22 protein-coding genes are annotated in these 25,233 nt (G+C 68.7%); 10 read left to right on the forward strand and 12 right to left on the reverse strand.

The window, feature by feature from the left end:
* Positions 1-28: 28 nt before the first annotated feature.
* A complete protein-coding gene (locus Hbl1158_RS14845) occupies positions 29-2,770 on the forward strand; it encodes a PD-(D/E)XK nuclease family protein (RefSeq protein ID WP_234298024.1) in 2,742 nt (913 codons plus the stop codon).
* Positions 2,763-5,651, forward strand: coding sequence for an ATP-dependent helicase (locus Hbl1158_RS14850; RefSeq protein ID WP_234298025.1), 2,889 nt, complete (start codon positions 2,763-2,765; stop codon positions 5,649-5,651). The genes Hbl1158_RS14845 and Hbl1158_RS14850 overlap by 8 nt, the downstream gene beginning before the upstream one ends.
* A gap of 96 nt (positions 5,652-5,747) precedes the next feature.
* Here the strand turns inward: Hbl1158_RS14850 and Hbl1158_RS14855 are convergent, their stop codons facing one another.
* A complete protein-coding gene (locus tag Hbl1158_RS14855; RefSeq protein WP_234298026.1) occupies positions 5,748-6,143 on the reverse strand; it encodes a DoxX family protein in 396 nt (131 codons plus the stop codon).
* Between the two features lie 291 nt (positions 6,144-6,434).
* On the opposite strand from Hbl1158_RS14855, the gene Hbl1158_RS14860 reads away from it, so the two are divergent.
* Positions 6,435-7,325: a hypothetical protein gene (locus tag Hbl1158_RS14860; RefSeq protein WP_234298027.1), complete on the forward strand. Its 891-nt coding sequence runs from the start codon at positions 6,435-6,437 to the stop codon at positions 7,323-7,325.
* A gap of 210 nt (positions 7,326-7,535) precedes the next feature.
* Here the strand turns inward: Hbl1158_RS14860 and Hbl1158_RS14865 are convergent, their stop codons facing one another.
* The 4 genes from Hbl1158_RS14865 to Hbl1158_RS14880 all read right to left on the reverse strand — a co-directional run bounded on the left by Hbl1158_RS14865 (position 7,536) and on the right by Hbl1158_RS14880 (position 11,507).
* Positions 7,536-8,225, reverse strand: coding sequence for a TetR/AcrR family transcriptional regulator (locus Hbl1158_RS14865; protein WP_234298028.1), 690 nt, complete (start codon positions 8,223-8,225; stop codon positions 7,536-7,538).
* Positions 8,226-8,302: 77 nt separating this feature from the next.
* Positions 8,303-9,484, reverse strand: coding sequence for an ABC transporter permease (locus Hbl1158_RS14870; RefSeq protein ID WP_234298029.1), 1,182 nt, complete (start codon positions 9,482-9,484; stop codon positions 8,303-8,305).
* The gene (locus tag Hbl1158_RS14875; RefSeq protein ID WP_234298030.1) at positions 9,481-10,317 is read right to left on the reverse strand and encodes an ABC transporter ATP-binding protein; all 837 of its coding nucleotides are present in this window, start codon (positions 10,315-10,317) and stop codon (positions 9,481-9,483) included. Before Hbl1158_RS14875 ends, Hbl1158_RS14870 begins: the two co-directional genes overlap by 4 nt.
* Positions 10,314-11,507, reverse strand: coding sequence for a hypothetical protein (locus Hbl1158_RS14880; protein ID WP_234298031.1), 1,194 nt, complete (start codon positions 11,505-11,507; stop codon positions 10,314-10,316). The genes Hbl1158_RS14875 and Hbl1158_RS14880 overlap by 4 nt, the downstream gene beginning before the upstream one ends.
* A gap of 210 nt (positions 11,508-11,717) precedes the next feature.
* Here Hbl1158_RS14880 and Hbl1158_RS14885 point away from each other — a divergent pair, with 210 nt between their 5' ends.
* From Hbl1158_RS14885 to Hbl1158_RS14895, 3 genes are all read left to right on the forward strand, one after another.
* On the forward strand, positions 11,718-12,305 hold the full coding sequence (locus Hbl1158_RS14885) for an IMP cyclohydrolase (RefSeq protein ID WP_234298032.1): 588 nt from the start codon (positions 11,718-11,720) through the stop codon (positions 12,303-12,305).
* Positions 12,306-12,476: 171 nt separating this feature from the next.
* Complete coding sequence (locus tag Hbl1158_RS14890) at positions 12,477-12,965, forward strand: hypothetical protein (protein ID WP_234298033.1); 489 nt, start codon at positions 12,477-12,479, stop codon at positions 12,963-12,965.
* 100 nt (positions 12,966-13,065) lie between these two features.
* Positions 13,066-13,824, forward strand: a complete 759-nt coding sequence (locus Hbl1158_RS14895) for a metallophosphoesterase family protein (RefSeq protein WP_234298034.1) — start codon at positions 13,066-13,068, stop codon at positions 13,822-13,824.
* A gap of 34 nt (positions 13,825-13,858) precedes the next feature.
* Here the strand turns inward: Hbl1158_RS14895 and Hbl1158_RS14900 are convergent, their stop codons facing one another.
* The gene (locus Hbl1158_RS14900; protein WP_234298035.1) at positions 13,859-15,193 is read right to left on the reverse strand and encodes an MFS transporter; all 1,335 of its coding nucleotides are present in this window, start codon (positions 15,191-15,193) and stop codon (positions 13,859-13,861) included.
* A 103-nt stretch (positions 15,194-15,296) separates the two neighbouring features.
* Entirely contained in the window at positions 15,297-15,731 is a 435-nt protein-coding gene (locus Hbl1158_RS14905; protein ID WP_234298036.1) for a DUF2391 family protein, read from the reverse strand.
* Between the two features lie 342 nt (positions 15,732-16,073).
* Between Hbl1158_RS14905 and Hbl1158_RS14910 the strand changes: the two genes are divergently transcribed.
* Both Hbl1158_RS14910 and Hbl1158_RS14915 read left to right on the forward strand, forming a co-directional pair.
* Positions 16,074-17,255: an aspartate kinase gene (locus Hbl1158_RS14910; protein WP_234298037.1), complete on the forward strand. Its 1,182-nt coding sequence runs from the start codon at positions 16,074-16,076 to the stop codon at positions 17,253-17,255.
* 219 nt (positions 17,256-17,474) lie between these two features.
* Complete coding sequence (locus tag Hbl1158_RS14915) at positions 17,475-18,062, forward strand: hypothetical protein (RefSeq protein WP_234298038.1); 588 nt, start codon at positions 17,475-17,477, stop codon at positions 18,060-18,062.
* Between the two features lie 39 nt (positions 18,063-18,101).
* On the opposite strand, the gene Hbl1158_RS14920 is transcribed toward Hbl1158_RS14915, so the two are convergent.
* Both Hbl1158_RS14920 and Hbl1158_RS14925 read right to left on the reverse strand, forming a co-directional pair.
* Positions 18,102-18,905 carry a hypothetical protein gene (locus Hbl1158_RS14920; RefSeq protein WP_234298039.1) on the reverse strand — a complete coding sequence of 268 codons (804 nt, stop codon included), beginning with the start codon at positions 18,903-18,905 and terminating at the stop codon, positions 18,102-18,104.
* Between the two features lie 259 nt (positions 18,906-19,164).
* Positions 19,165-20,676: an MATE family efflux transporter gene (locus tag Hbl1158_RS14925; RefSeq protein WP_234298040.1), complete on the reverse strand. Its 1,512-nt coding sequence runs from the start codon at positions 20,674-20,676 to the stop codon at positions 19,165-19,167.
* Positions 20,677-20,880: 204 nt separating this feature from the next.
* Between Hbl1158_RS14925 and Hbl1158_RS14930 the strand changes: the two genes are divergently transcribed.
* Both Hbl1158_RS14930 and Hbl1158_RS14935 read left to right on the forward strand, forming a co-directional pair.
* Positions 20,881-21,768, forward strand: coding sequence for a carboxypeptidase-like regulatory domain-containing protein (locus Hbl1158_RS14930; protein ID WP_234298041.1), 888 nt, complete (start codon positions 20,881-20,883; stop codon positions 21,766-21,768).
* A 5-nt stretch (positions 21,769-21,773) separates the two neighbouring features.
* The gene (locus Hbl1158_RS14935; protein ID WP_234298042.1) at positions 21,774-22,415 is read left to right on the forward strand and encodes a PH domain-containing protein; all 642 of its coding nucleotides are present in this window, start codon (positions 21,774-21,776) and stop codon (positions 22,413-22,415) included.
* Positions 22,416-22,597: 182 nt separating this feature from the next.
* On the opposite strand, the gene Hbl1158_RS14940 is transcribed toward Hbl1158_RS14935, so the two are convergent.
* Genes Hbl1158_RS14940 through Hbl1158_RS14950 form a run of 3 tightly spaced genes read right to left on the reverse strand, consistent with a single transcriptional unit; the run spans position 22,598 to position 24,395 of the window.
* Complete coding sequence (locus Hbl1158_RS14940) at positions 22,598-23,353, reverse strand: Zn-ribbon domain-containing protein (RefSeq protein WP_234298043.1); 756 nt, start codon at positions 23,351-23,353, stop codon at positions 22,598-22,600.
* Between the two features lie 2 nt (positions 23,354-23,355).
* Positions 23,356-23,754, reverse strand: a complete 399-nt coding sequence (locus Hbl1158_RS14945; RefSeq protein ID WP_234298044.1) for a DUF2073 domain-containing protein — start codon at positions 23,752-23,754, stop codon at positions 23,356-23,358.
* A complete protein-coding gene (locus tag Hbl1158_RS14950; protein WP_234298045.1) occupies positions 23,754-24,395 on the reverse strand; it encodes an Era-like GTP-binding protein in 642 nt (213 codons plus the stop codon). Before Hbl1158_RS14950 ends, Hbl1158_RS14945 begins: the two co-directional genes overlap by 1 nt.
* Between the last annotated feature and the right edge of the window lie 838 nt (positions 24,396-25,233).

A 25,233-nucleotide genomic window follows, 5' to 3' on the forward strand; every position in this document is an offset into this window, starting at 1 on the left:
TGAAACGGCGCGTCCGCGAGGCCTCGGTGTGCCACTTCGGGAGGCGAAATCCATCGACGCGCTCGCCGCCGAGACGAGCGACGCCGACCTCACGCTCTCTGCGGACCCGCCGCTGACGCTCGCGCTGGACCGTCGCGTCACGGCTCCGCGGCTGGGTCGGGCGAGCGCGACGCCGCGGAGCTACGCGGCCGACGAGTTCGTTCCGCGCGATCGCAGGTCGCTGTTCGAGACGCTCGTCGGGTCGACCGACCTCACGTGGAAGCGGGCTCACCGCGCGCTCGATCGGTGTCTCGACTGCTGGGACGCGACCGGATCGCTCGAGGCGATCACCGACTACGAGGAGTTCGACACCCCGGCGGTCCGGACGACCCGGGACGTGCTCCGGGAGGCCGACTCCAGCTATCGCGACCTCGCGGCCGCGACGCCGCCGTCGGGGGCGACGGCGGTCGTCGACGAGGCGAGGCTGAGTTCGCTCGATCGGACCCTGCTCCCGGACGACTACCGCACGGTATCGCCGTTCACCGGCGAAACGGCCGAGCTCCCGTCGTTTCACGTCTTTCCCTCGGCCACGGCGATCGTCGACGCGCTCGTCACGCAGCTGGACGCGCGCGCCGCCGAGGCGGTCGGGATCGTCCTCGACGACTCGAGCGTGTTCAGCCCGCTCGTGGAGTCGGCGCTCGAGACCGCCGGCGTCCCGTACCAGGGCGGGCCGGGCTTCGTCGACGACGACGACCTCCGGGCGTTCCTCCGCCTCTCGGAGGCCGTCTTCGCCGGGGGCGACCTCCGCGTGAGCGACCTGCGACCGCTCGTCGCCCGCCTCGGCATCGACCTCGACCGCGAGGACGACCACCGGCGAGTCGACCGGGTCGCCGTCGGAACTGCCTACGATCGGTTCCGGGAGGCGGTTCGGACGGGGACGCTTCGCGAGGCGATCGCGGTCTACGAGGAGGCGTCGGCCGGCTCGCTCGACCCGCTCCGGCGAGAGTGCGACGCGCTCGGGCTGCTCGACGGGACGTTCACCCGGCGGCGACTCGATCAGTTGCGGTACTACGTCGGTTCGTTCGACGTCCCCGTCGACCGCGACGACGACGGCGTGCTGCTCGCGGACGGTGCCGTGGCGAGCTACATCGACCGGCCGGTCGTGTTCTACCTGGGACTGGGCGACGGGTGGGCGCGGACGCCTCCTGACCTCCCGTGGGTCGACCCCGGCGAGCGCGTCCAGCGCGACCTCGACCGCTTCGAGATCCTCCTCCAGAACGGGCGGGAGCGACACGCCCTCGTCCAAGAGACGCACGCCGGTTCGGCGGTCACGCCGTGCGTCTACCTCCGGGACGCAGTCGACGACACCGTCGAGACGTTCACCGACCTCCCGCACGCGACCCACGGCGACGACGCCACCCGCGACGGCGTCGGCACGCCGTTCGTCGCTCCGGACGCCAGCGCCAGCGCCACCGTCGGCGGTGGCTACCGCGACCGCGACAGCGACCGCCACCGCGACCGCGACGACAACCGTGACGGCGACCCCGACCGCGACGACAACCGTGACGGCGACCCCGACCGCGACGACACCGACGGCGACTACAGCGACCGCAACGCCGACAGCGACGACGGCGACCGGACCGCGCCGGCGACGGTGAGCCAGTCGACGTTGCGACGCCTCGCGAACTGTCCCCGCGAGGAGTACTTCCGCCGGTTGGTCGACTCGCCCACGTCGCTCCCGATGGCCCGCGGGACGGTCGTCCACGAGGCCGCAGAGCTGTACGTCGCCGACCCCGACGCGGTCCGCGAGCGACGCGAGGCCGTCATTGACGCGATGTGCGAACAGGTCCGCGCGTACGCCTCGACGGTCCGCGAGCCGGTCGAGCGGACGCGACTCGACCTGGCGCTGGAGACGGTGACGCGGTACCTCGACGCCCATCCCCCCGAGGAGACGAGCCACGACGCCTACGCCGACCGCTCGCAGTCGAACGAACTCGCCGAGCGCCTCGGGATGTCGGCCGACTCCGCGCTCACCGAGCGGTGGTTCGAGGCCCCCGAGGTCGGGCTGCACGGGTTCGTCGACCTGCTCCACTCGGGGACGGCGGTCGTCGACTACAAGACCGGGTCGCAGTCGACGGCCGCGAGCCTCCGGCGGCGAGGCGCGCTCGATCCGCCCCACGAGGACCCGACGTTCCAGGCGGCGGCGTACCTCGCCCAGCAGCGTCGCGAGCGGCCGAACCGGCCCCTGGAGATCCGCTTCGTGCACGTGCTCGAACAGGCCGACCGGCTCGCCCGCGGCGACGACGTGTCCGTCGACGACTGCGTCACCACCGTCGAGTACCTCCCGTGTACGTTCGGGGAGTTCGCCGCCCGTCGGGAGACGTACGAGGCCGTCACCGACTACGCCGACTCGAACGACCGGGTGAAGGCGCTCGAGCCGCTGGGCTACGAGGCGTATCGCGACTTCTTCACGGAACACGACCTCCCCCGGAAGGGCGTCGACCCCGACCGTCGAGCGGACGTCACGCGGGCGTTCATCGAGTACACGAAGGCCCGGTACAAGGACACGAAGTACGTCGAGAACGGCTGTCGGAAGGCGATCGGCGACGTCGACGACCTGGTCGGCGAGCGGTATCTCACCGACGACCTGGACGCGTTCGAGTCGTTCGTCGCGCGTCAGCGCGACCGCCTCGCCGACTACCGGCGCGACGGCTTCCCGGTCCGCGTTCGCGAGGACGGGCCGAACTGGGACCGCGTCGACGCACGCGACCTGGTGATCGACGATGTCTGAGCCGACGCCGAACGAGGATCAACGGCACCTCATCGAGTCCACAGAGGGGATCTACCGCGTCGACGCGGGTGCCGGCACCGGCAAGACGTTCGCGGTCACCCGCCGCTACGCCCGGATCCTGGAGACGACGGACGCGACCCCCGAGGACGTCCTGCTGGTCACGTTCACGCGCACCGCCGCCCGGGAGATGCGCGACCGGATCGGCCGGCGGACGACGTACGACGTTCGGGAGCTACAGGACGCGCCGATCAGCACCTTTCACGCCTACTGTTTCCGCCTGCTCCGCCGGTACGGTCACACCGTCCCCGAGGCGCTGGGCATCGACGAGGAGATCCCCGACTCCGTCGATCTCCTCGAGGACTCCGTCCGCGAGCGGCGACTGTTCTCCCGGTTCGTGTCGCGGTTCGCCGACGATCACCCCGAACACGCCGAGCTCCTCCGGATCTTCCGCGACCCCGCGACGCTGCACGAACTCGTCGGTGAACTCGCGGCGAAAGGCGTCGTGCCGACGCGAGCGGGGTGGTACCGCGGGACCGACGATCCCCTGACGGGCGACCGCGAGGCGTTCTTCGAGGCGTTCGCGGCGGCCAACGAGCCGGGGGAGGGCGCGCGGGGGCCGACCAACAGCGACGCCCGGTCGGCGGTCGCCGACTGGGACGCGAGCGAGTACGCCCCGGACGCGCCGCCCGCCTCCGCCGTACACGACGGGACGCGCGTGTCTCGGGAGGTCGTCGAACGGGCGTACGACGCCGACCGCGACGCCCTCCTTACGTTCGTCCGAGACGTGTACGTCGAGTACCTCGAGTACGCCCTCTCGCAGAACACCCTCACGCAGGGGCTGATGCTCGCGCTGGCGTTCGTCATGCTGTGCGACCGGCCGACCGTCCGCGACCGGGTCGCCCACGAGTACGTGATGGTCGACGAGTTCCAGGACACGAACGAGCTCCAGTTCAAGATCGCGCTCCTGCTGTCGGACACGAACAACGTCTGCGTCGTCGGCGACTGGAAGCAGTCCATCTACGGCTTCCAACACACCAGCGTCGAGAACATCACCGAGTTCGACGACCGGCTCCGGCGGTTCGCGAGCGACCTGAACGCCGACCGGACCCGGATCAACTACCCGGTCGACGAGACCGAGACGATCCCGCTGTACCGGAACTACCGATCGTCGGCGTCGATCCTCGAGTTCGCCGAGGAGAGCCTCTCGATCCCCGCGACCTACGGCGAGCGCGTCGGCGATCCGCTCGCGGACGAGCGGTCGCTGGTCGCGACCAACCACGTGGACAACGCGCGGATCGAGGCGTACCGAGCGAGCGCGGAACACGAGCTGTTGCTCGATCGGATTCAAGCGATCGTCGGCAACGAGGCGTACGCCGTCGAGGTGCGCGAGGACCCCCGCCCCGACGAGGACGCCCCGGCGGCCGAGCGCGCGGCCGCCGAGCGCGAGCGACTCGGCGCACCCAGCTACGGGGACATCGCGGTGTTCACGCGGACGCGGGCGTTCGCCCGGGAGTTCCTCGAGCGGGCCGCCGAGTACGGGGTACCGGTCGCCTACGAGGGCGGCGTCGAGCTGTTCGACACGCCGGAGGCGAAGCTCGCGCTCGCGTGGCTGCGGATCGCCGAGTCCGACGACCGCCGCGGGTGGGCGGTCGCCCTCGAACGCGCGGGCTACGGCGTCGATCGCGCTGAGACGCTCCTCGACGCCGGGGCGTACCCGGACGCGATGACGCGGTTTCGCGACGAGCTCGCGGAGTTGGAGACGCTCGGCGGATTCCTCCGGCGCGTCTTCGACCGCTACGGCCGCACGAACGCCTACGCCGACGCGCTCGTCGATCACCTCACCGGCCTCTACGAGAACAGCACGCTCCCGCGCGGGGAGGCGATCCAGTACGTCGAGGCGAACCTCGCGGCCGGGACGACCGTCGAGATCGACGCGAGTCCCGGGGAGGACGCCGTTACGCTCCGGACCGTCCACGGCGCGAAGGGGCTGGAGTACCCGATCGTGATCCTCGCGAACCTCAACGACCGGGCGTTCCCCCACTACGGTCGCCCGCCGGCGTGTCCGGTCGTCTACGACGACGACCTCGGGGTGCGCCAGACCCGCGAGTACAGCGAGGCGGGGGCGTACCCGCACGTCTATCGCAACTGGCGGTACTCGCTGTTGCGGTCGGTTCGCCCGTCGACGTACGACGAGGAGCGCCGCCTGCTGTACGTCGCGATGACGCGCGCGAAGCGACATCTCCTGTTCACGGCCGGCGAGAACCCGAGTCGGTTCATGGACGGGCTGTCGATCGACGCGACCGAGGTCGATCCGGAGCCGGAGCGGGTCGACTCCGAGCGGCCGACGGCCGAGCCGTTCGCGGTCGACGTCCCCGACCGGTCGTCGGTTCCGCGTCGACTCAGCGTCCACGACCTCATGGACGACGGCGTCTACGACGACCGCGAGGGCGGCCGCGGCACCGAGTTCGGGACCGAACTCCACGACTTCGCGGAGGCGTACGCCGACGGCGCGGCGGCGGAGCCGTCGAACGACGACCAGCGCGCGGTCGCCGCGTTCCTCGACGGTCTCGACGGGGACCTGCGGACCGAGGTCCCGGCGCTGTTGCCGCTTCCGGGCGAACCGCGGGTCACGCTCGCGGGAGTGATCGACCTCGTGCACGTCACCGACGGACGCGTCGACGTCGTCGACTACAAGACCGACCCCGATCGCCTCGCACACGGGGAGTACCGAACCCAGTTGAGCGCGTACCACCACGTGCTCGCGAGCGTCTACCCGGACCGGACGATCCGACTCGTGGTGTACTACACCGCCGAGGACGAGGCGGTCGCGGTCGATCCGATCGACCTCGACGCGCTTCGAGCGCTCGTGCCGGAAAAATAATACTGAGCGACCGACGCGACCGCGACGAGGGACTGTGCGGGCGACGGCGACGACGGTGACAGCGCGGGCGACGGCGACAGCGACCGAGAGCGCTCCCTACCGTCGGTACGCCTCCCGGAGGAACGCCAGCGCCGCGCCGAACATGGCGAGGTTGCCGAAGAACGCCAGGCGCTCGCCGCTGGCGTCGCCCTCCTCGGTCCAGAAGTCGTGCATCGTCGGCGTGACCACGGCGAGGAAGGTGGCGACCGCGCCGGTCGCGACCCGGGGGAACCGCCACAGCGCGACGCCGAGGCCCCCGACGAGCATCATCCCCGAGGCGAACGGGGCGGCCAGTTCCGGCATCGGCACGCCGGCGGACTCGGCGTACTCGACGGTGTCGTCCATGTCGCGGAAGTCCTCGGAGGCCTGCAACGCGACCCCCAGGCCGAACAGGAGGCGTCCGAGACGCGACGGCGACGGGCGGACGGGCGACTGCTCCGACTCGTCTGTCATGGGAGGTGACACGTCGGGGAGAGGCATAAGACTGTGCTCGGGTAGTCAAATTCGGATGGGACTGAGCCAGACCGATCCTCTAGCGGATTCAGTCGCCTATTTCCGCGATGCGACTGCTCGCGGGGAATGCAGTCGGGAGTGATCCTGCGCGATTCGATACCGACGAGTGTCTGTAAAGCGAGTTGGCGGGTTCCGAATGACGATCGGTACGAGTCGGTCCAAGCACTACTCCCTGCGTCGAAGGCGAGAGAGCAAGTATGGTTATATCGTATGTAAATCAGAGATACTGTCATGAAGTCGGTCTTCTATCACCACCCCGTCTTCGAGGACTTCTCGCTGAAAGCGGTAGGTGAGTCTCCGTCGGACCTTCGGGAGTATGTTGACCGGCGAGCTAGTGGCGAGTTTAAATTTCTCGGATATCCGTTCGACGAACCGGTGTATGTAGTGTATGGCCGAGACACCGAAAACCGAAACATCGAGGACCTCCAGCTCGACCGAGACTGGCTGGAATCGGAGATCGACTCGCTGAGTCTGCTTGGCCGGTTCGTCATGTACCGGCTGATCGAACTGCTTGAAGCCGCCGTTGATGAGCGGGACTCGGAGGGGTTCAACCTCTACAAGGAACTTCAACCGAGGCAGATCGACAACGCACTCGTTCACGTGGATTGGGGTGCAATGCTTCCTACCGTTGCCGGTGATCTGATGGCAAACCTCATTCTCCGCCACTCGCTTCCAAACGCAAATCACCGGACCGCCATCGCGATGTTGCAGTTCTGTATCGAGGCCGTCGACGGGAGCTTTTCAATGCCTCGTACGCACATTGACGATGACAACTGGCAGGAGTGGGTCGATCCGTATATTCTCGACTCGAAACGGCTACTGACGGTGCGACGCAACAACGTCCGGTTTCAGAAGCTCGTTAGCCTCGACGTTGACGGAGTAACGCGGAAGGATGGGATCGAGATCCGGCTTTCGAACTACGATCTAGATATGCCGTTTCGCGAGGCCCGCTCGCATTACGCGAAGGTACACGAGCTACACTGTCGGAGCTTTGCTGTGGAAGTACTCGACAAGGCCGGCCGAACTGACCTTACTGCCGAAACAGGTCCGACCAGAGACGACTTACGGACGTATCTTGAGGTCGGCGTTCACAAGCACGAATTCACGGACGTCTTCAGTTAGTCCCGGAGATGAGCGACATCACGACCGGTCCGTCGGACGTGCTCGCTCCGGTCGCTATCGAGGTGCTCTGCGAGACAGTCGACTGTCTCTTCGAGGTTCATGTTGATACGCCAGGTCCCGGTCGACTAAAGTGTTGGCAACACGTTCTCGCCGTATTGTAACACCGAGAATCGGGCACGGAGGTCGTTGCTGGATCACACTGTACGTGTCTTACTCGTCGACGAACTCGTCGAGTCGGGCGTGGATCACGTCCCTGACGGGCGTGACCACGTCGTCTTCGGCGGTGTGGCGTTGGAGCATCGCGCCCGACAGCGTCGCGAGCACGTAGGAGCCGACGGCCTCGGGGTCGATGTCGGCCGGGAACACGCCCGTGTCGACGCCGTCCTCCACGGCGTCGACGATCCGTTCGCGCAGGTGTCGGTCGATCCGGGTGAACTCCTCGCGAAAGCGCGGTTCCGAGACCGCCTGCGCGCGCAGGTCGAGGATCAGCCGCTGGGCGGCGGCCATCTCCTCGTCGAGCTCCGCGCCGAGATAGAGGTCGACGAAGGCGCGGAGCGTTCCGACGGGGTCGTCGGCGTCGCGCTCGGCCTCGTCGAGCATCTCGATGAAGTGGTCGCCGGCGAAGCTCAGGAACCCCGCGATGAGGTCGTCTTTGGAGTCGTAGTGGTAGTACAGCAGCGACTTGCTCTTCTCGAACTCGTCGGCGATGTGCGAGACGCTCAACTCGGCGTAGCCGTGGGTCCGGAGCGCGCGGTACGTCGCCTCCATGATCAGGACGTCCACGTCCCGCTCGTCGTCGGGGTCGGCGTCGTCGGCGTCGTCCGCGGGCGCGACGTCCCCGGTAGTCGCGTCGCCGTCCGCGTCGACCCCGTCGCCGTTCCCCTCGGTTCCGTCACTCATCCGTTGGCTCCCCTCTCTCCCCCGCGGGTATCAACTCCCCGGAAGCCGAAACTCTGCACCGGCGGGACCGTCGAGGATCACCCACGGAGCGCCTCCACGGGGCGCTCGCTGGCGGCCTTCCAGGCGGGATAGATCCCCGCGACGAGGCTGGCGATCACGCCGAAGGCCATCCCGCCGGCGACGTAGCGGAGCCCCTCGACGGAGAACGCGAAGGGGTCGCCCAGCAGCGCCGCGTTGATCGCCGCGACGGCTCCGAGCGCGAGGACGCCGCCCAGTATCGAGCCGACCGTCCCGAGGAGCGTCGCCTCCGCGAGCATGATCCGGACGATGTCGAGCTTCTGGTAGCCGACGGCCCGGAGGACGCCGATCTCCTCGCGGCGCTCGATCGCCGACATGAGCATCACGTTGGCGATGGAGACGCCGGCGACGACCAGCGAGATCGCACCGATGCCGACGAGAAAGAGGTTGATCAGTCGGAACGCCTCGTCGATCTGCTCGGACACGTCGCCGCGCTCGAACACGCTGACGAGCGTCCGGCGGCCGTTGAACGTCCGCTTGATCTGCATCGCCGTCTCGTTGGCGGTGGTCGCGTCCTCCGCGCGGACGACGACCTGCGCGAAGCGGTCGTCCGCGAACGCGCCCGGCGGGAGCACGAACGCCTCGTTGGGGTTGGCGATGTCGGCCTGGCCCGCCTCGGCGAGGACGGCCCGGACGCGGTACGTCTCCGTCCGCTGGACGGTCTCGCCGTCCTCGGTGACGGTCCGACGGATCGACACCCGCGAGCCGGGTCGCAGGTCGTGGCGGTCGGCGAGCGTCGCGCCGACGAGCGCGCCGTTTCGCCAGTTCGGCGGGATCGAGCCGTCCCGGACCTCATACAGCGTCGTCGGGTCCTCGACGCCGTACAGCGTCGGGCTGTCGACCGCCTCTCCGTCGTCGATCAGCCGTCCGCTGTCCTGGCGCAGCGGGACGATCTCGGCCTGCCCGCTGACGCGGTCGATCGTTCCCACGTCCGACTGGGTCAGGTAGCCGTTCTCGTTGTCCTCGCCGGCGAACACCTGCACGTCCGACCCGATCGTGCCAAGCGTCTCCAGTTGCGACTGCTGGAAGGCGACGCCGCCCGCGCCGATCGCGCCGATGGCGACGACCCCGATGACGATCGCCGCGATCGCGAGCGCCGAGCGGGTCTTCGCGCGCGAGACGTTCCGGCGCGCCATCAACAGCGCGGGAAACGCCCCCCACAGCCGGTCGAGGAGGTTCATCCCGTGACCGCCTCCGCGTCTTCGCGGACGGTGCCGTCGATGAGGTTGACGACGCGGTCGGCGAACTGCGCGACGTAGTCGTCGTGGGTGACGGTGACGACGGAGACGCCCTCGTCGGTGATCGCGTCGAACTCCGCGAGGATCTGGTCGCCGGTGTCGCGGTCGAGGTTGCCCGTCGGCTCGTCTGCGAGGACGAGCCGCGGGTCGTTCACGAGCGCGCGGGCGATGGCGACGCGCTGTTTCTGGCCGCCCGACAGCTCGTCCGGGTAGTGGCCGAGGCGGTCTCCCAGCCCCATCCGGTCGAGCAGGTCCTCGGCGACCTCGCGGGTCCGCGCGGGCGTGCGGTCGAGCAGCCGCGGCACCTCGACGTTCTCGACGGCCGAGAGCGTCGGGATGAGGTGGAAGCTCTGGAAGACGAAGCCGATCGTCTCCTTGCGGCGGCGGGTGCGCTCGGCGTCGCCGAACGTCTCCACGTCGACGCCCTCCAGTTCGACGACGCCGCTCGTGGGCACGTCGAGCAGGCCGAGCATGTTCAACAGGGTCGACTTCCCGGAGCCGGAGGGGCCGACGATGGCGACGAACTCACCGGGGTCGACGCGGAAGTCGATCCCGCGGAGGGCCCGCACAGTCTCCCCGCCCGTGTCGTACTCCTTCACCACGTCGCGTCCGGAGATGAGCGCTCGGCCGGCGGCGGCGTCGCCGACGGTACCGTCGTCGCCGGTGGCGGACACGTCGCTGTCGCCGGTGGCGGACGCGTCGCCGACCGGTCGGGTGTCGCCGCCGACGGACGCGTCGTTCGCCGCGGCGTCGTCCGCGCGGTCGTGGTCGGTCATCGGCGTCGGATCACGAGCGCGCCGCCGACCAGCACGACGAGGACGACGAGGGCGGTCGCGATCCCCGGAAGGCCGCCGAGCGCGCCGCCCTGCGGCGCGGGAGTGGGCGTCGCCAGCGCGGAGTCGCCGACGCGCACGTCGGTCGTGAACGAGCGCTCGACGCCGTCGACGACGTACTCGACGCGGACGGGGACGCTCGTCCGGTCGCCGGTGAGTTCGGCGTTCAGGTCGAAGGAGGCGAAGTCGCTGCCCTCGACGGTGCCGACGAAGTAATCGGGCTGTGGCTCGGCGGCGACGACGCCGTCGGCGTCGCCGACGCTGACGACGACGCTGCGGACGTCGGTTCCGCCGACGTTGGCGGCGCTGCCGGCGATACCGAGGACGCCGTCCGCGCCGCGGGTCACGCTGACGCCGGTGAGTCGGATCCGTCCGGCGTCGCCGGGCTCGGAGAAGTCGGCGTCGAACGTCCGGGTGACCGTCCGGCGGTCGCCGTCGTCGGTGTAGGAGAGTCGGACCTCGACGGGGAACTGCCCGGCCTCCTCGGCGACGACCGGGAACGTGAAGCCGGCGGTGCTTCCGCCCCCGAGCGTCGCCCGCACGCGGTTTCGAGTGCGGAACGTCAGCGCCTCCGCGGGCGATGAGACGCGCACGTCGATCTGCCTGACCGACTCCTCCAGGCCGTTCGCGACCGTGACGTTCAGGGTCCGTTCGGCCCCGACGACGGCGTCGTTCACGTTCACCTCCAACTGCGGACTCGGTTGGCGTACGTCGACGGGTACCGCCTGCACGAGGTGCTTGCGGTCGCCGCGGGGACCGAGCAGCGTCGCGTGGACGTAGACGGTCTGCTCGCCGGTGTCCTCCAGCGAGACGTTGAAGTCGTACGAGCGCTCGGCGTCGGGCGCGAGCGAGTCGGACACGTCGAGGACTGCGAGCTCCTCGTCGTCGTCGTAGTTGCGATCGGCTACCTCCGCGACCGAGAGGTCGGTGACGCGGTAGGTGTCGTCGCTGTCGTCGTCGTTGGCCAGCGTCGTGGCGATGGTGAACGCCTCGTCGGGAGCCGGCTCCTCGCTCGGGCCGTCCGTCGTCATCGTGACGAACGTGTCGGCCGAGGCGGGAACGGCGACCCCCGCGAGGCCGGCGGTCGCGAGGAGGGCACACACGAGCACGACGGCCGGGGCGGATCGGAACACGGGTTTCCGGTGGATGCAGAGCCCCCGGGCCGATAAACGTTCTGAACGTTCGTTCAACCATTCGGGGAAGTCGATCCAGGCGACTGATCCTGGCAGTCGATCCAGGCGACGGAGTCGGACGGCGGGTCGCGGAGAGCGAACCACAAGTGGATCGCCGCCGACCGTGCATAGATCAGCACCTACTTGGCCCGAGAAGATCCGTATGGGTGTATGTACATCGGACGGTTCGTGGTGGTCGGGCCGAGCGTGGGTGCGTACAGAGTCTCCTCGCGGTCGTTCCCGAATCGGAAGGTCACGCGCCGCGGCGACGACACGCTGACTGTGGTGCCGACGGCGGACGCCGACGAGACGGACAACCCCTACGTGTCGTACAACTGCGCGCGGACGGCCGGCGACGGGGCCGTTATCGGCAACGGTTCGCACGTGGATCCGATCGCCGAGAAGTACGATCGGGGGTACCCCGCCCGCGACGCGCTCGTGGAGGCGCTGCACGCGATGGACTACGAGAAGGACGACTACGACACGCCGCGGGTCGCCGGGGTCGTCGAGCGTGACGCCGGCTACGTCGGGATCGTCCGGCGGGACGCGTTGCTGGTTCGGGAGATCGACGAGCCCCATCTCGTGGCGACGTACGAGGAGGACGAGCCCCGGCCGTTCGAGTTCGAGCCGCGGACCGCTGTGGCGGCCGCGCGGACCGCCTACGGGCTGGAGTACGAGCACGCCGTCTGTGCGGCGGGCGTTCACGTCGGCGACGGGAGTAGCGGGTTCGCCGTACAGAACACGAGCGAGGACGAGTGAGCGCGAAGCGCGACCGAGTCCTCGGCCGACGGCGGCGAGCTTGCGGGCGAGCCGCCTACGAACCGAACGAGGACGAGTGAGCGCGAAGCGCGACCGAGTCCTCGGCCGACGGCGGCGGAACGCTCCGCAGTCGTCCCAAAAGCACTTGTTCGCGGTCGCTAGCCGACGAACATGGTCCTCGCGCAGTCGCTCGTCGCCGACGCTGTCGGCGTGTTCTGGCTCGTCGCGTTCGCGCTTGTTCCCGGAGTCGTCGCATCGATCCTGTGGACGCCGTTCCTGCTCGCCCGCCGGATCCGGTCGCTGTTCGCCGCGCTTCCGCCGTCCGGGTCGGCGGTTCCCTCGTTCGTGATCGCCGGGATCGGCGGGTCGCTGCCATACGTCGCCGTGGTCGCGGGCGTCATCGGAGCGGTCGACCCGGAGGGAGCCGCCTGGAGCAACGCGCTGCTTGGCGCGGTCGTCCCGCTCTCGGCGGCGTACGTTCTCGGCGGTCCCGTCGTCGCCGCCCTCGTGCTTCCCAGGATCGGGATCGACTGGGATCCGACCGGCTACGGGCCGTCGACGTGGGCGCTGTCGCTCGTCGCGAGCGCGTGGTACGCCGCGACGCTCGCGACGCCGATCGTCCTCATGGCGTTCGTGTTCGCGCTTCCGGGCGGGTACTGAGCCGCCGGCGGGCCGTCGAACGCCCGGCGTATCGGATCGTCGGGGTCGTCGGAGTGCCGAGGTCGCCGGAGGTAACACCGCGGCCGCCGTAGTCGTCGGTATGCGACTCGGCGTCATCTCCGACGTGCACGGTAACCGCGTCGCGCTGGCGGCCGTCCTCGACGACATGCCGGCGGTCGACGGCCTCGTCTGTGCCGGCGACGTGGTCGGCTACAACCCCTGGCCCGTCGAGTGCGTCGCGGCGCTGCGCGATCGCGACGTGCCGACCGTGATGGGGAATCACGACCGAGCGGTGGCGACGGGGACCTCCTTCCGGTTCAACGCGATGGCGGCTGCGGGTGTCGAACACGCCCGCGAGGAACTCGACGACGACGCGCTGGCGTGGCTTGCCGACCTCCCGGATCGCCGGACAGTCGCCGGCGGCCGCGTCGCCGTCGCCCACGGCCACCCGGTCGATCCCGACCGCTACACCTACCCACGGGAGTTCTCGGGCGAACTGATCGACCGCGCTGCCGACCGTCTCGGCGACGGCGGCGATGGCAACAGCGGCGACGGCGACGACGATGCTGTCGCGGGCGGCGTCGACGCCGCAGACCTCGAGGCGCTCGTCCTCGGCCACACGCACGTCCAGGGACACCGGACGTTCGATGAGGGGGTCGTCCTCAACCCGGGCAGCGTCGGCCAGCCCCGCGACGGCGACCCGCGGGCGGGGTATGCCGTGCTCGACCTGCCGGACGGCGACGGCACGCCGACCGTCGAGGAACGCCGCGTCGCGTACGACATCGACGCCGTCGCCGACGCGGTCGCCGACGCCGGGCTCCCCGAGCGGATCGCAAGCAGGCTGTACGACGGCGAGTGACTCCATCGACGGGTGGGCGGGATCGATCGCGCTCTCAGGACGGCGTGACATCCGCCTCCGCGGCCGGCGCTCGAACGGGAGAGACCGCGACCCACAGCAGGCCGCCCAGAACCGCGACGGCGACGCCGACCGTCGAGAGGAACGTCACCGGACCGATCGACCCCGCGACCCGGCCGCCGAGGACGTTCGCGGTGCCGGAGACGAGCGTGAGCGCCATCGACACCCCCGACAGCACCGTCGCGCGGCCGGCGTCCTCGACGCGGTCGTTGACGTAGCCGTTGCGGACCGGGCGGGTGACCCGCTGGAGCGCCCGCCTGCAGAACAGCGCGGGAACCAGCAGGACGGGGACGAGCGCGACAGCGCCGTAGGCGACGCCGACGACGGGCACCAACAGGAACAGCGTCCCGCGGGTGCCGAGGCGGTCGTGGATCGGCCCCGCGGCCCCGGAGGCGACCGCCGAGACGAGCTTGAACCCCGCGTAGAGAACGCCCAGACCAGCAACTGGGACGCCGACCGACCGCATCGCCGGCTGCTCGAACACCCGTGTGACTGAGAAGACGAGGTTGAACAGCGCCGCGTACGCGACGATCCATCGGATCGACGGTCGCGAGAGCTGCGCGGCCAGCACCCGGGCGGCCTCGCGGACGCCGAGCGCCGCGTCGCCGGCGGCGGGCGCACCGTCGCTGGCGGGCGCACCGTCGCTGGCGGGTGCACCGTCGCTGGCGGGCGCACCGTCGCCGGTGGGTTCGTCGACGTCGCCGGTGGACTCGTCGGCGTCGCCGGCGTGGTCGACGTCGCCCTCCCGGCGGTCGTCGCCGTCCCCGTGCGTCCGCGGGATCGTGAGCAGTATCGGCAGACCGAGCGCGGCAAGCCCCGCGTTCGCGAGGAACGGGAGCGGCGGGGCGACCGTGTACAGCAGGCCCGCCGAGAGCGCCGCGGCCCCCGAGACCAGCCGGAGCGTCGAGTCCGCGCGGCCGGCGATCCGGGAGAACTCGTCGCCGTCGCCGTCGCGCGCGAGCAGTTCGTACAGCCACGCGTCGTTCGTGCCGGTCTTGAGCGTCCACGCGACCGCCCACAGCGCGTAGACCGCGGCGAATCCGGCCGTCGAGTCCGCGAGCGCGAACCCGATCATTACCGCGACGGTGACGACGTTGCCGAGGGCGAGGGCGGTCCGGCGGCCGAGGCGGTCGCCGAGGTAGCCGGTCGGCAGCTCCCAGACGACCATCGAGAACAGGAACGTCCCCTGGACCAGCCCGATCTCCGGGAGGCCGAGCCCCTCCGACTCCATGTAGACGACCGAGACGGGGACGTAGAACCCCGACGAGAGCGACGCCCGATAGAGGTAGTATCGACGAACCACCGAGACCATATCGGCGCTACTCGGAGCGGTGAAAAAGGCGTTCCCGGAAGGCGATTTTAGTCCGCGGAGTTACTGAAATCGGCTTCGGTAACCCGAGCGGATCGCGGAGCCGTCAGAAGACGGAGTCGGCGGTGGCCGCGCCGACCACCGAGAACACCGCGCCCACGGAGACGGCCTTCATCGTCACGATAGCCTGCTCGAGGGTGCCGACGCCGTACTCCTCGGCGAGGAAGGTGTTCGGGGCGTCGAACGAGAGCGCGAGGATCAGGACCGAGAGGTACGAGACCGCCACGAGCGAGAGGAACCGAACCGGGATCCCGGCGACCTCCGCCTCGCGGTCGGGGTCGCGGTCGTCGTCGGCCTTGTACAGCGCGCCGTAGCCGATCGCGAGGACGATGAGGACGGTCGCGACCGCCTGGTACCACACCATGCTTCCGGCGAGGGTCCACACCTCCTCGGTGACGACGAACGGTCCGGCGAGGAGGAACCCGCCCACCACCTGTTGGGCGGTGTCGGCCAGCGCGTACCGCCTGGATCGTCCACCCATACCTCGCGGTCGACGGGGCGGGTGAAAAGTGTCTCGTGAGGGCTGCGGCCCCAGAGTCACGAAGTCAGCGAGCGCGGCCGGAACCCGTCGGCGACGGAGGCGTGTCGCGGTCGCTGTCGCCGTACGGCAACGGAGGCGTGTCGCGGTCGCTGTCGCCGTACTCGTCCCACGCGACGAGGACGTGTCGCGGTCGGGGTCCCGATCCCCGTACGGCGTCGAGCTCGGTGCGGCGGCGACCATTGTGAGAGAGGACAGGGTTAAACAGCGACCCGTGCTATCCGGCGGCATGAATCACCGAGACGCCGACGTTCGCCGACCGCACGCCGTCGGGGTGCGGGCGTAATGCGAGTCGTCGCGAAGTTCGGCGGCACCTCTCTGGGGTCGGGCGAGCGGGTAGAGCGGGCAGCCGACTCGATCGCCGCCGCCGTCGAACAGGGCCACGAGATCGCCGTCGTCGCCAGCGCGATGGGCTCGACCACGGACGAACTCCTCGACGAGATCACCTTCGAGGTCGAGGACGACGACCGCGCGCAGATCGTCTCGATGGGCGAACGGACCTCCGTGCGAATGCTCAAGGCGGCGCTGGCCGCACGCGGCGTGAACGCCGTCTTCCTCGAACCCGGTCGCGACGACTGGCCGGTCATCACCGACGACCTCGGCGAGGTCGACGTGGAGGCGACGCGGGAGCGAGCGGCCGCGTTGGCGGCCCAACTCGACGGCGTCGTCCCGGTCATCACGGGGTTTCTCGCCCAGACGCTCGACGGCGACGTGACGACGCTCGGCCGCGGCGGGTCGGACACGACCGCCGTGATGCTCGGACGGTACATGGACGCCGACGAGGTCGTCATCGTCACCGACGTCGAGGGCGTCATGACCGGCGACCCCCACGTCGTCGAGGGCGCGCGCAACGTCGCGAGCATCACCGTCGACGAGCTTCGAAACCTCTCGTTCCGCGGCGCGGAGGTGATCGCCCCCTCGGCGCTCGTTTACAAGGACGAGAATCTGGGCGTCCGCGTCGTCCACTACCAGCACGGCGACCTCCTCGGCGGGGGCACCCGGATCGAGGGGAGCTTCGAGAACCTCATCGACATGCGCGAGGAGCCGCTCGCGTGCATCACAGTCGCCGGGCGCGCCATCCGCAACCGACCGGGGATCCTCGCGGACCTGTCGGCGGCGCTTCGCGACGAGGGGATCAACATCGACGCGGTCGCCTCCGGGATGGACTCGGTGACGTTCTACGTCGACGTGGACGCCTCCAACCGCGCGGAGGCGGCCCTCCACGACGAGGTGGTCGTGGGCGACGGCCTGCTGTCGTCGGTCAGCACCGAGGGCGACTACGCCGTCGTCCGCGTGATGGGCGGTGAGCTTCCGAACCGCCCGGGCGTCGTTTCCGACATCGTCGGACCCATCGCCGACGCCGGCATCACCGTCCACGACATCATCACCTCCGCCACCTCCGTCGCCATCTTCGTCAGTTGGGACGACCGCGAGGAGGTGCTGCAGATCGTTCAAGACGAGTTCTGAGGTCTCAAGATGCAGATCGTTCAAGACGAGTTCTGAGGTCTCAAGATGCAGATCGTTCAAGACGAGTTCTGAGGTCTCAAGATGCAGATCGTTCAAGACGAGTTCTACGTCCCAAGACGTGTGCTGCGATCGGGCGGACGGTGTCCGGCAGCGCGATCGCGGAACCCGGGCGTGATCGGTCGCAACGGAATTTAAGTCCGCTCGGCCGGAGTCGGAGACATGGACTACACGCTCGCCGTCGCCGACACCGAGACCACGATCCCCGGCGGGATCGGGGTGCTCCTCGTCCACCCGAGCATCGGCGAGACCGACCGCATCGACACGGACTTCCTGAAGGCCGACACCGACAACTTCCTCGTCGTCTCCACGCGAACCACCGCCCGCGAGGTCGAGCAGAAGCTCGAACACTACGACGTCGACGAGTCGCGCGCGGAGATACTCGACACCATCTCCGTCGAGCGGGGCTACTCCCGACGCAGTTCCGATCACTTCCACTACGTCTCGGCCCCGGACGACCTCGAGGGCGTCGTCGACCGGGTGGAGTCGTTCCTCGCGAGCCACGCGGGCAAGCGCCGGATCAGCGTCGACTCGCTCACCGAGTTGGCCTACTACGCCGACATCGACGGCGTGTACGACGCCACCGAGGAGATGCTCGATCTGCTCGCCGAACACGACGCTGTCGGACTGTTCCACCTCTCGCGAGAGGTCCACGACGACGACGAGATCGCGCGCTTCCGCGAGCGATTCAACGTGGTGATCGACCTCCGCGACGACGGCTCGGTGAGCGTCGAGTTACCGGAAGCGTAGGCGACACGCCGCGACGCCGCGACGGTCGTCGGGAGACTGCTACTCCGCCAGCGAGCCGAACGTCTTCTCCGCCCATCGAACCGCGTACTCCGGGCCGTGGTCGCGGTAGGCGTCGGTGTCGAGCGCCGAGAACGGCGCGGGCAGGTCGAGGTCGTGTTTCACCGCGGCGCAGGCGTACTCCGTGGCCGCGGTGAAGCTCGTCTTCCCGCGGGCGACCTCGCCCGGGAGGTCGTCGAGCCGCCCGGTCAGTCGCTCGCCGGCGTCGACCCAGGCGGTGTGGACCGCCGGATGCGACTCTCCCGACTCGTCGGGAGACCATCCGGCGAACTCCTCGCGGGCGGCGAGTCCGACCCAGGCGTCGAACAGCGCCGCCGCGAGCTGGTACGTCTCGTTGGGGCCCAGCGGCGTCGCCGCCGCGAGATCGCGGTACGACTCCCCGAAGAACGGGAGGAAGTGCTCGGGCACTCCCAGCGACAGCTCGACGAACGCCTCGGCGAACAGGAATCCGAGGAAGTCCTCGGGCGTCCCCTCGGCGCGCTTCTTCGCGATGACCGTCGGCGGCTCGGTCTGTCGCGTGCGGACGACGGTGCCGTCGCCGGGCATCCCGATGGTGAAGTCGCCGCCGGCGTAGCGTCGAAGCTGTGCGGGCGCGTCCTCGGGGAGCCAGTCGGCGGGGTACGCCGCCGGGTTCAGCGCCTCGACGAGGAGGCCGAGTTCCTCGGCCGCCTCCGGCGGAAGCGTCTCGAAGTCCGCCCCGGCGTCGAGAACGAGGCACTCCGGGGCGTACGACTCGCGGACGGCCTCGACGGGCGGGGCGAGCGTCCGGCGCTCGAAGCCGGCCATCTTACCCGAACGCGAGAACGAGGATGATCCCGACCGAGAGGATGGTCGAGACGCCGACGGTACCGAGCACGATCTTCGTCGCCTTGCTCATGGCTCCGATTCGCATGGCGCGAGTGATAAAGGCTTCAATACGCGGGCGGCGTCCGTCCGGGTTCGGTGTTCGATACGCCGACGGCGTCCGTCTGGGTTCGGTGTTCGATACGCCGACGGCGTCCGTCCGGGTTCGGTGTTCGATACGCCGACGGCGTTCCCGCGCGTCTCAGTCCGCCTCGGTCGACGCGCCGACGCCGGACTCGCGAGCGACCGTCTTCCAGGCGTCGCTGTGATACCGGATGAGGTTGATCACGGCGCGCGCGTAGAGGTCGCCGACGATGGCCGCGAACACGGCGACCAGTCCCAGTCCCATCCCGGGGAGACCGATCGGCATCGGCGCGATCCCGAGCGCCGCGGCGACGGGGCCGGCGAACAGCGTCAGCGTGTACCCCGCGGGGAGCGCGAGCACGGCGATCGGGAGCCGGATCGCGTAGGTGCCGAGCAGTCCGCCGTACAGCGGCCAGCGCGTGTCACCCGCGCCCCGCAGTCCGCCGCGGAGCGTCCGCGCGACCGCGAATCCGGCGACGCCGAGCCCGAACACGCGAATGAACGTGACCGTCAGCTGGACGTTCTCGGACCCGAAGGCGGCGGCCAGCGGTCTGGCGGCGATCGCGATGACGGCCCCGATCAGGAGCTGAGTGACGATCGCGAGCCGGAGGGTCTGCCAGCCGTAGTCGTCGGCCTCCTCGGCGTCGCCGCTCCCGATCGCCTGCCCGACGAGCGTCGACGCCGCCGTGGAGTAGCCCCACGCCGGCATCAGCGCCAGCAACATCACCCGCCGCCCGATCGCGTAGGCGGCGACGACCTCCGTCCCGAGAACGCCGAGAACGAACAGGAACGGGAACCGACCGAACGTCCGCGAGAGCCGGGTTCCCGCGAGTGGGAGGCTCACCCGTACGAGCTCGCGCGCGATGTCGGTGTCCCACTGCTTGCCGCGGATCGGGAGCCGGACGGCGTACCGCCCGGACAACAGCGCCCACGCGAACACCACCCCCGCAAGCGTCGTCGCGGCGACGGTTCCCCAGGCGGCCCCGACGACGCCGAGTTCGGGAAACGGCCCGAGCCCGAAGATCAGCGCGGCGTTGAGCCCGATATTCGTCGGGAGCGTGAGCAGTCGGACGTACATCGGCGTCCGGGTGTCGCCCGACCCCGCGAGCGCTCGGGCGGCGATCATCGACCAGAATCGGAACCCGACCGAGTACATCACCACCCGGAGGTAGTCGCCGCCGAGCGCAACCGTCTCGGCGTCGTTCGTGAGGACGCCGATCAGCTGCTCGGCGTAGAGATGGGTGAACAGGATGATCGGCACCGCCAGGAGGAGCGCCAGCCACAGCGACTGCTTGATCGCGAAGTTCGCCTCGGCCGGCTTGTCGGCCCCCTGAAACCGAGACACGACGCTGATCGTCCCGGACGTGAGCGCGAGCGCGAGCCCGAACGGGATGAAGTAGTACTGAAAGCCGAACTCCAGGGCGGCGACCGCGGCACCTCCCGCGTACACCCCGACCATGAGGAAGTCGACGACTCGAAGCAGAGTCCGGAGCCCGCCGGTCACCATCACCGGGACCGCGAGGTCGAACGCCTCCCGGCCCTTTCGCCTGTCGACCAGCCCGAGCGACGCCAGCACCGCGGGGAACGCGAACAGCGCCGATCGGAGCCGTTCCCGGAGGGCACCCAGCATGCGACGACGACTCCGAATGGAGCCGACAAGGGCCTGACGGAAGCGGACTTCCGGACCGCGAGCCCGCCGACTGATCCTCCCGTCGGCGACGCGACGCGTCTGACCGAACCAGCCCGAAGACACCGGCCCTGGCAGCCCGTCGTCCTGAACAACCCCCGCCGGCGACACGTACGTTTTTATACTTGTTTTCGCAAAAGTGGTATTATGTCAGCTCGGAGCCGACGCGGGTTCCTCGCCGGTTTCGGTGCAGCAGCCGTCGCCTGTGGCGTACCGACGGTCACCGCACAGTCGACCGTCGAGGTCACCGGACAGGTACGCTCCGCGTCGGGGGCACCGGTATCGAACAGCAGCGTCGTTTTTGTTCCGGAGGACGAGAGCGAACTGATTCCGACGACGACTGACTCCGACGGCAGGTTCTCCCGGTCCGTCCCGACCGACACCGAGTTCCACCTCAACTTCATACAGTCGCCCGGCCCGCCGCCGTTCCCCGATATCGAAGACGAGATCCCGCTGCAACAGTACCTCGACTCCGTCCGCGCGACCGAGCGGACGGAACTCGGGACGTTCGATCTCCCCCCGGCGAACCGGGTGAACGCTCGCGTCGTCGACCGAAACGGCCAACCCGTACAAGACGCGACGATAAAGCTCATCAGCGGGGGGTATCACTTCAGCCAGTCGTTCACGACGGACCCGAGCGGGTACGTCAAACACGTGGAGGCGAGCGAACGGGTCGGCGTTGACCTCGCGGGAGAGGTGGAGTTCCGGGCGTGGCCCCCGGGCAGTCCGCAGGACGGCGATCCGGCGGCCTCGACAAGCCTCGTGGTCGACTCCGATACGAACCTCACGCTCACGCTCCCGGAGACGGATGTCACGACCGATTCCGCGTCCTCCACGGGGGGTGCCGCCACCGACGGCTCGGGGTCGGGCGGAGACGACCCGGGGTCGGCGGGAGACGGCGACGAGGAACCGAACCGGGGGTTCTTCTCGAACTCCGGCGACGAGCCCGAATTCCTCTCTGACGCGGTCAACCTGACCACGCTTGGATTCGGGCTATCAGCGATCGGACTCGTCTACCAGCTCGCACAGGAGTAATATCGATGTCACGAGGCCTTCCAGCGGTCTGGAGCGCGGTCGCGGCCACGCCGTTCCTCGCCGGCGGCGGGTACGTCCTCGCTGTCGATCCGAGCCAATCGGTGCCCCCCGTAGTTGGGCTCCCGATCGCCGCGTTCGGGCTGTTCATTTTCGCGGTCGGGCTGTACGTCCACTACGTTGCGGCCCCCGATCCGCCGACGATGCGCGAGGGCGAGGAGGTCGTCGACACGCGGTCGCCCGACCAGAAGGCGGCGGCCGCGAAGACGACGCTCGGGCTCCTGTTCCTGCTCGTCACCGGATACCTGCTCTTCTTCACTCTCGTCCCGTACGCCTATCCGATGGTGACGTTCGTTGTCGGCCTGTTCGTCTTCTCGAAGGGACTTCACACGTTCTGGACGAACACGCTGACGACGTACTACGTCACGACCCAGCGACTCATCAAGGAGTATCGGTTCCTCTCGCTCGTCCGTCACGAGGTCCCCTTCGGGAAGGTTCGAGCCGTCGAGGAGCGGAAGTCGGCATGGGAGGCGCTCGTCGGACTGGGAAGCGTGCGGGTCGCCTCCGGTGGCGGTGCGACGCTCGAGATCCTCATTCGGAACATCAGCACACCGACCGCCTTCGCCGACGAGATTCGAAGTCTGCTATGAGCTCTTCGCGCCGAAATCGGCGCGGGTCGCTCCCACCGCCGCACACGTCGGAAGGGAAGTCGAACGTAACATAGTCGGTGCGGGACGGTCGAGGACAGTCGATAGCGGTTTCAGCTGGAGCGGGTTCAGCTGGAGCGGGTTCGGGTGGAATGATTTCGGCCGGGCGAGCGTCGTCCGCGGCCTCAGCGGTCGTCCCAGCCCTCGGGCATCTCGATGACGTATCGGCCGTCCTCGCGCAGCGAAATGATGTACTCCTCGCGGTCGTACAGCTCCATGAGGTTCAGTTCGTATGTCCCGGGGCTGACGATACGGATGGACTCGAACTGGTCGTTGAGCTTCTGTCGGAGGGTGTCGAGGTCCGGGTCGTACTCCTCTTCGGAGTCGTCACCGGCGGCCGTACCCGTGTCGGCGGTGTCGGCGGCCGGGTCGTCGCCCGCGGGCGTCGCGTCGCGTTCGGCGGCGCGGTCCCCCGCGGGCGTCGCGTCGCGTTCGGCGGCGCGGTCCCCCGCGGGCGGGTCGCCGGCGGCTCGATCGCTCGCCGCGTTCCCGGCGGAGCTTCCGGCGGCCTCCGCGATCTCGTCCTCTGAGACGATCTCCGAGCGAGCGTCGGCCTGTGCGCCGTCTTCGCCTTCGACGGCGGAGGAACTCTCGTGATCGCTCGGGGAACGCGTCGGGTCGGGGGGTGTCGATTCGGGGGATGACGAGCCGGAGAGCGACGGGTCGGGTGAACCGGAGTTCGAGAGAGAGGACGGAGTAGTCGTCTCGGAAGAGCTACGGTCGGAATCGAGGTCGGATTCTGAATCGGAACCGGGACCCGAATCCGCGGCTCCCTTCGGGCGGAACTGGAACTTGTTGCCGCCGCAGTCCGGACACCCCGAGAGCATCTCTTTCGACCCGTCGGCGAACGTCCGCCCGCAGTTGGTACACTGGTGGGGCATGGCTACTTCCGGGAGACGAGCGCGCTGATGAGGTCCTCGTCCTTGTGCAGCGTCTCGATCTGATTGGCCGGGCCGATGACGGTGAGCTTCTTCGCGGACTCCTCCTTGCCGAGGAGTCTCCCGACGAGCCCCTGGTTGGCCTGTTGGGTCGACGGGTACGTCTCGATCTCGATGCCGGAGAAGTCGTCGGGGCTGATCTCGGTCATCGTGACCTCGATGAGCTTCGACTCCTCCTCCGGAGACAGGCCGGCCTCGAGGACGACGATGTCGCCGTCGCGGACCGAATCGAGGATCAGCCGGATCTTCTCCATCGAGGTGAGTCCCTCCATGCGCGCGCCGCTGATCAGGTCGATGCGGACGCCGTTGCCGTCGCCGTCGTCGGGTGTGGTCGCCTCGGGCATTATCCGAAGTACTCCGCGATCTTCTCGTACACTTCGTCCATGTTATCCCCCTCCAGCGCCGACAGCGGCACCGTCTCGTGCTGCGGGAAGGCGTCGGAGATGCGCTTCACGTCGGCGTCGTCGAGGTCGACCTTGTTCGCGAAGATGAGCACCGGCAGGTCCTGGCTCTCGATGATCCCGATGAGCATCGTGTTGACCTGCGTGAAGGGGTCGGTGGTGGAGTCGAGCACGTAGATGACGCCGTCGACGTCCTCGCGGAGCCAGTGCATCGCCTCCGCGACGCCCTCGGTCGCCTCTCGCGACCGTTTAACGGCGTCGTCTTTCTCCATGTCGTGATCGAGGAACTCCTTGTAATCGACCTTCGTGGTCACGCCGGGCGTGTCCACGATGTCGATGGTGACTGTCTTCCCGTTCCGCTCGATCTCGACGTTCTCCTTTCTGCGTGCGCGACGCGTTTCGTGCGGGATGTGACTCTCCGGACCGACGGCGTCACCGGTCCAGTCGCGAGCGATCCGGTTCGCCAGCGTCGTCTTTCCCGCGTTGGGCGGTCCGTAGATTCCGATTCGTTTGGGCTCGTCGTCGGCGAAGAGCCGATCCGTTACCCGTGTGATACTGTCCCTGAGATTCGTGAGCAGACCCATCCTGACCTCCGATTCCCCCGTACCGATAGGGGCATTGTCCCACCAAACCAGCCACGCCACTTAAGCACTACGTCAGACGGGCTACGCCCGTCGTCGGGGGCATCGTACGGCGGTATTCGAGAGGTGTGTAACCGGTACTCGGACGGCGGTTTGGACGTTCTCCTGCCCCCCACCCCCTCGTTTCGTGTGGAACACGGACGATCGGGTGGGTCAGATGGAGAGAACCACGTTAGTATTCACCACCTAAACCAAAAATAAACTCAACTTGCTAGTCGTACGGATATTGTTTGACGGCATGTAATATAAAGATGCTGACTGCTAGTGACACCCCTCCCCCCACCTACCTGTGACTCGTTCCACCAGAAACGAAGGGGTGGGGGGCGGGATCCAGCGCCCCGTCGAGTTGTTCACGTGGTCCGTCGACTCGCGCCGACCGCACCGTTTCTAGTCGAAATCGGTTACCCGTTCGATCCCGTTCGGTACCTCTCGGCGTTCGATCTCGTTCGGTTTCGTGTCCCGAATGATCGGATCGAACGATGGTATTCGATCGGAGGTGTCTCGGATTCTACGGAGCAGTCGGCGGCGACCCGGGAGTCGTTCCGCGAGCGTCAGGCTGCGCGCCGACCGACCGATCCCGCCACATCGGTCGGTACTGTACACCGCGTTCCCGTTCGAACAGTAACGCTTTTACACATGCTGTCCATCCACTTCGGTTGCATCACCTGGACGCCGACTGTCGCCCGAGGAAACGCTGAACCCGCGCTATACGGGCTCTCGTTCGCTTATTTCGCGGGTGTGTGGAACGGGTTCCAGTCGAAATGGAGGGGTATTCGAACGG

The sequence above is a fragment of the Halobaculum sp. CBA1158 genome, assembly GCF_021431925.1.
Classification (GTDB): domain Archaea; phylum Halobacteriota; class Halobacteria; order Halobacteriales; family Haloferacaceae; genus Halobaculum.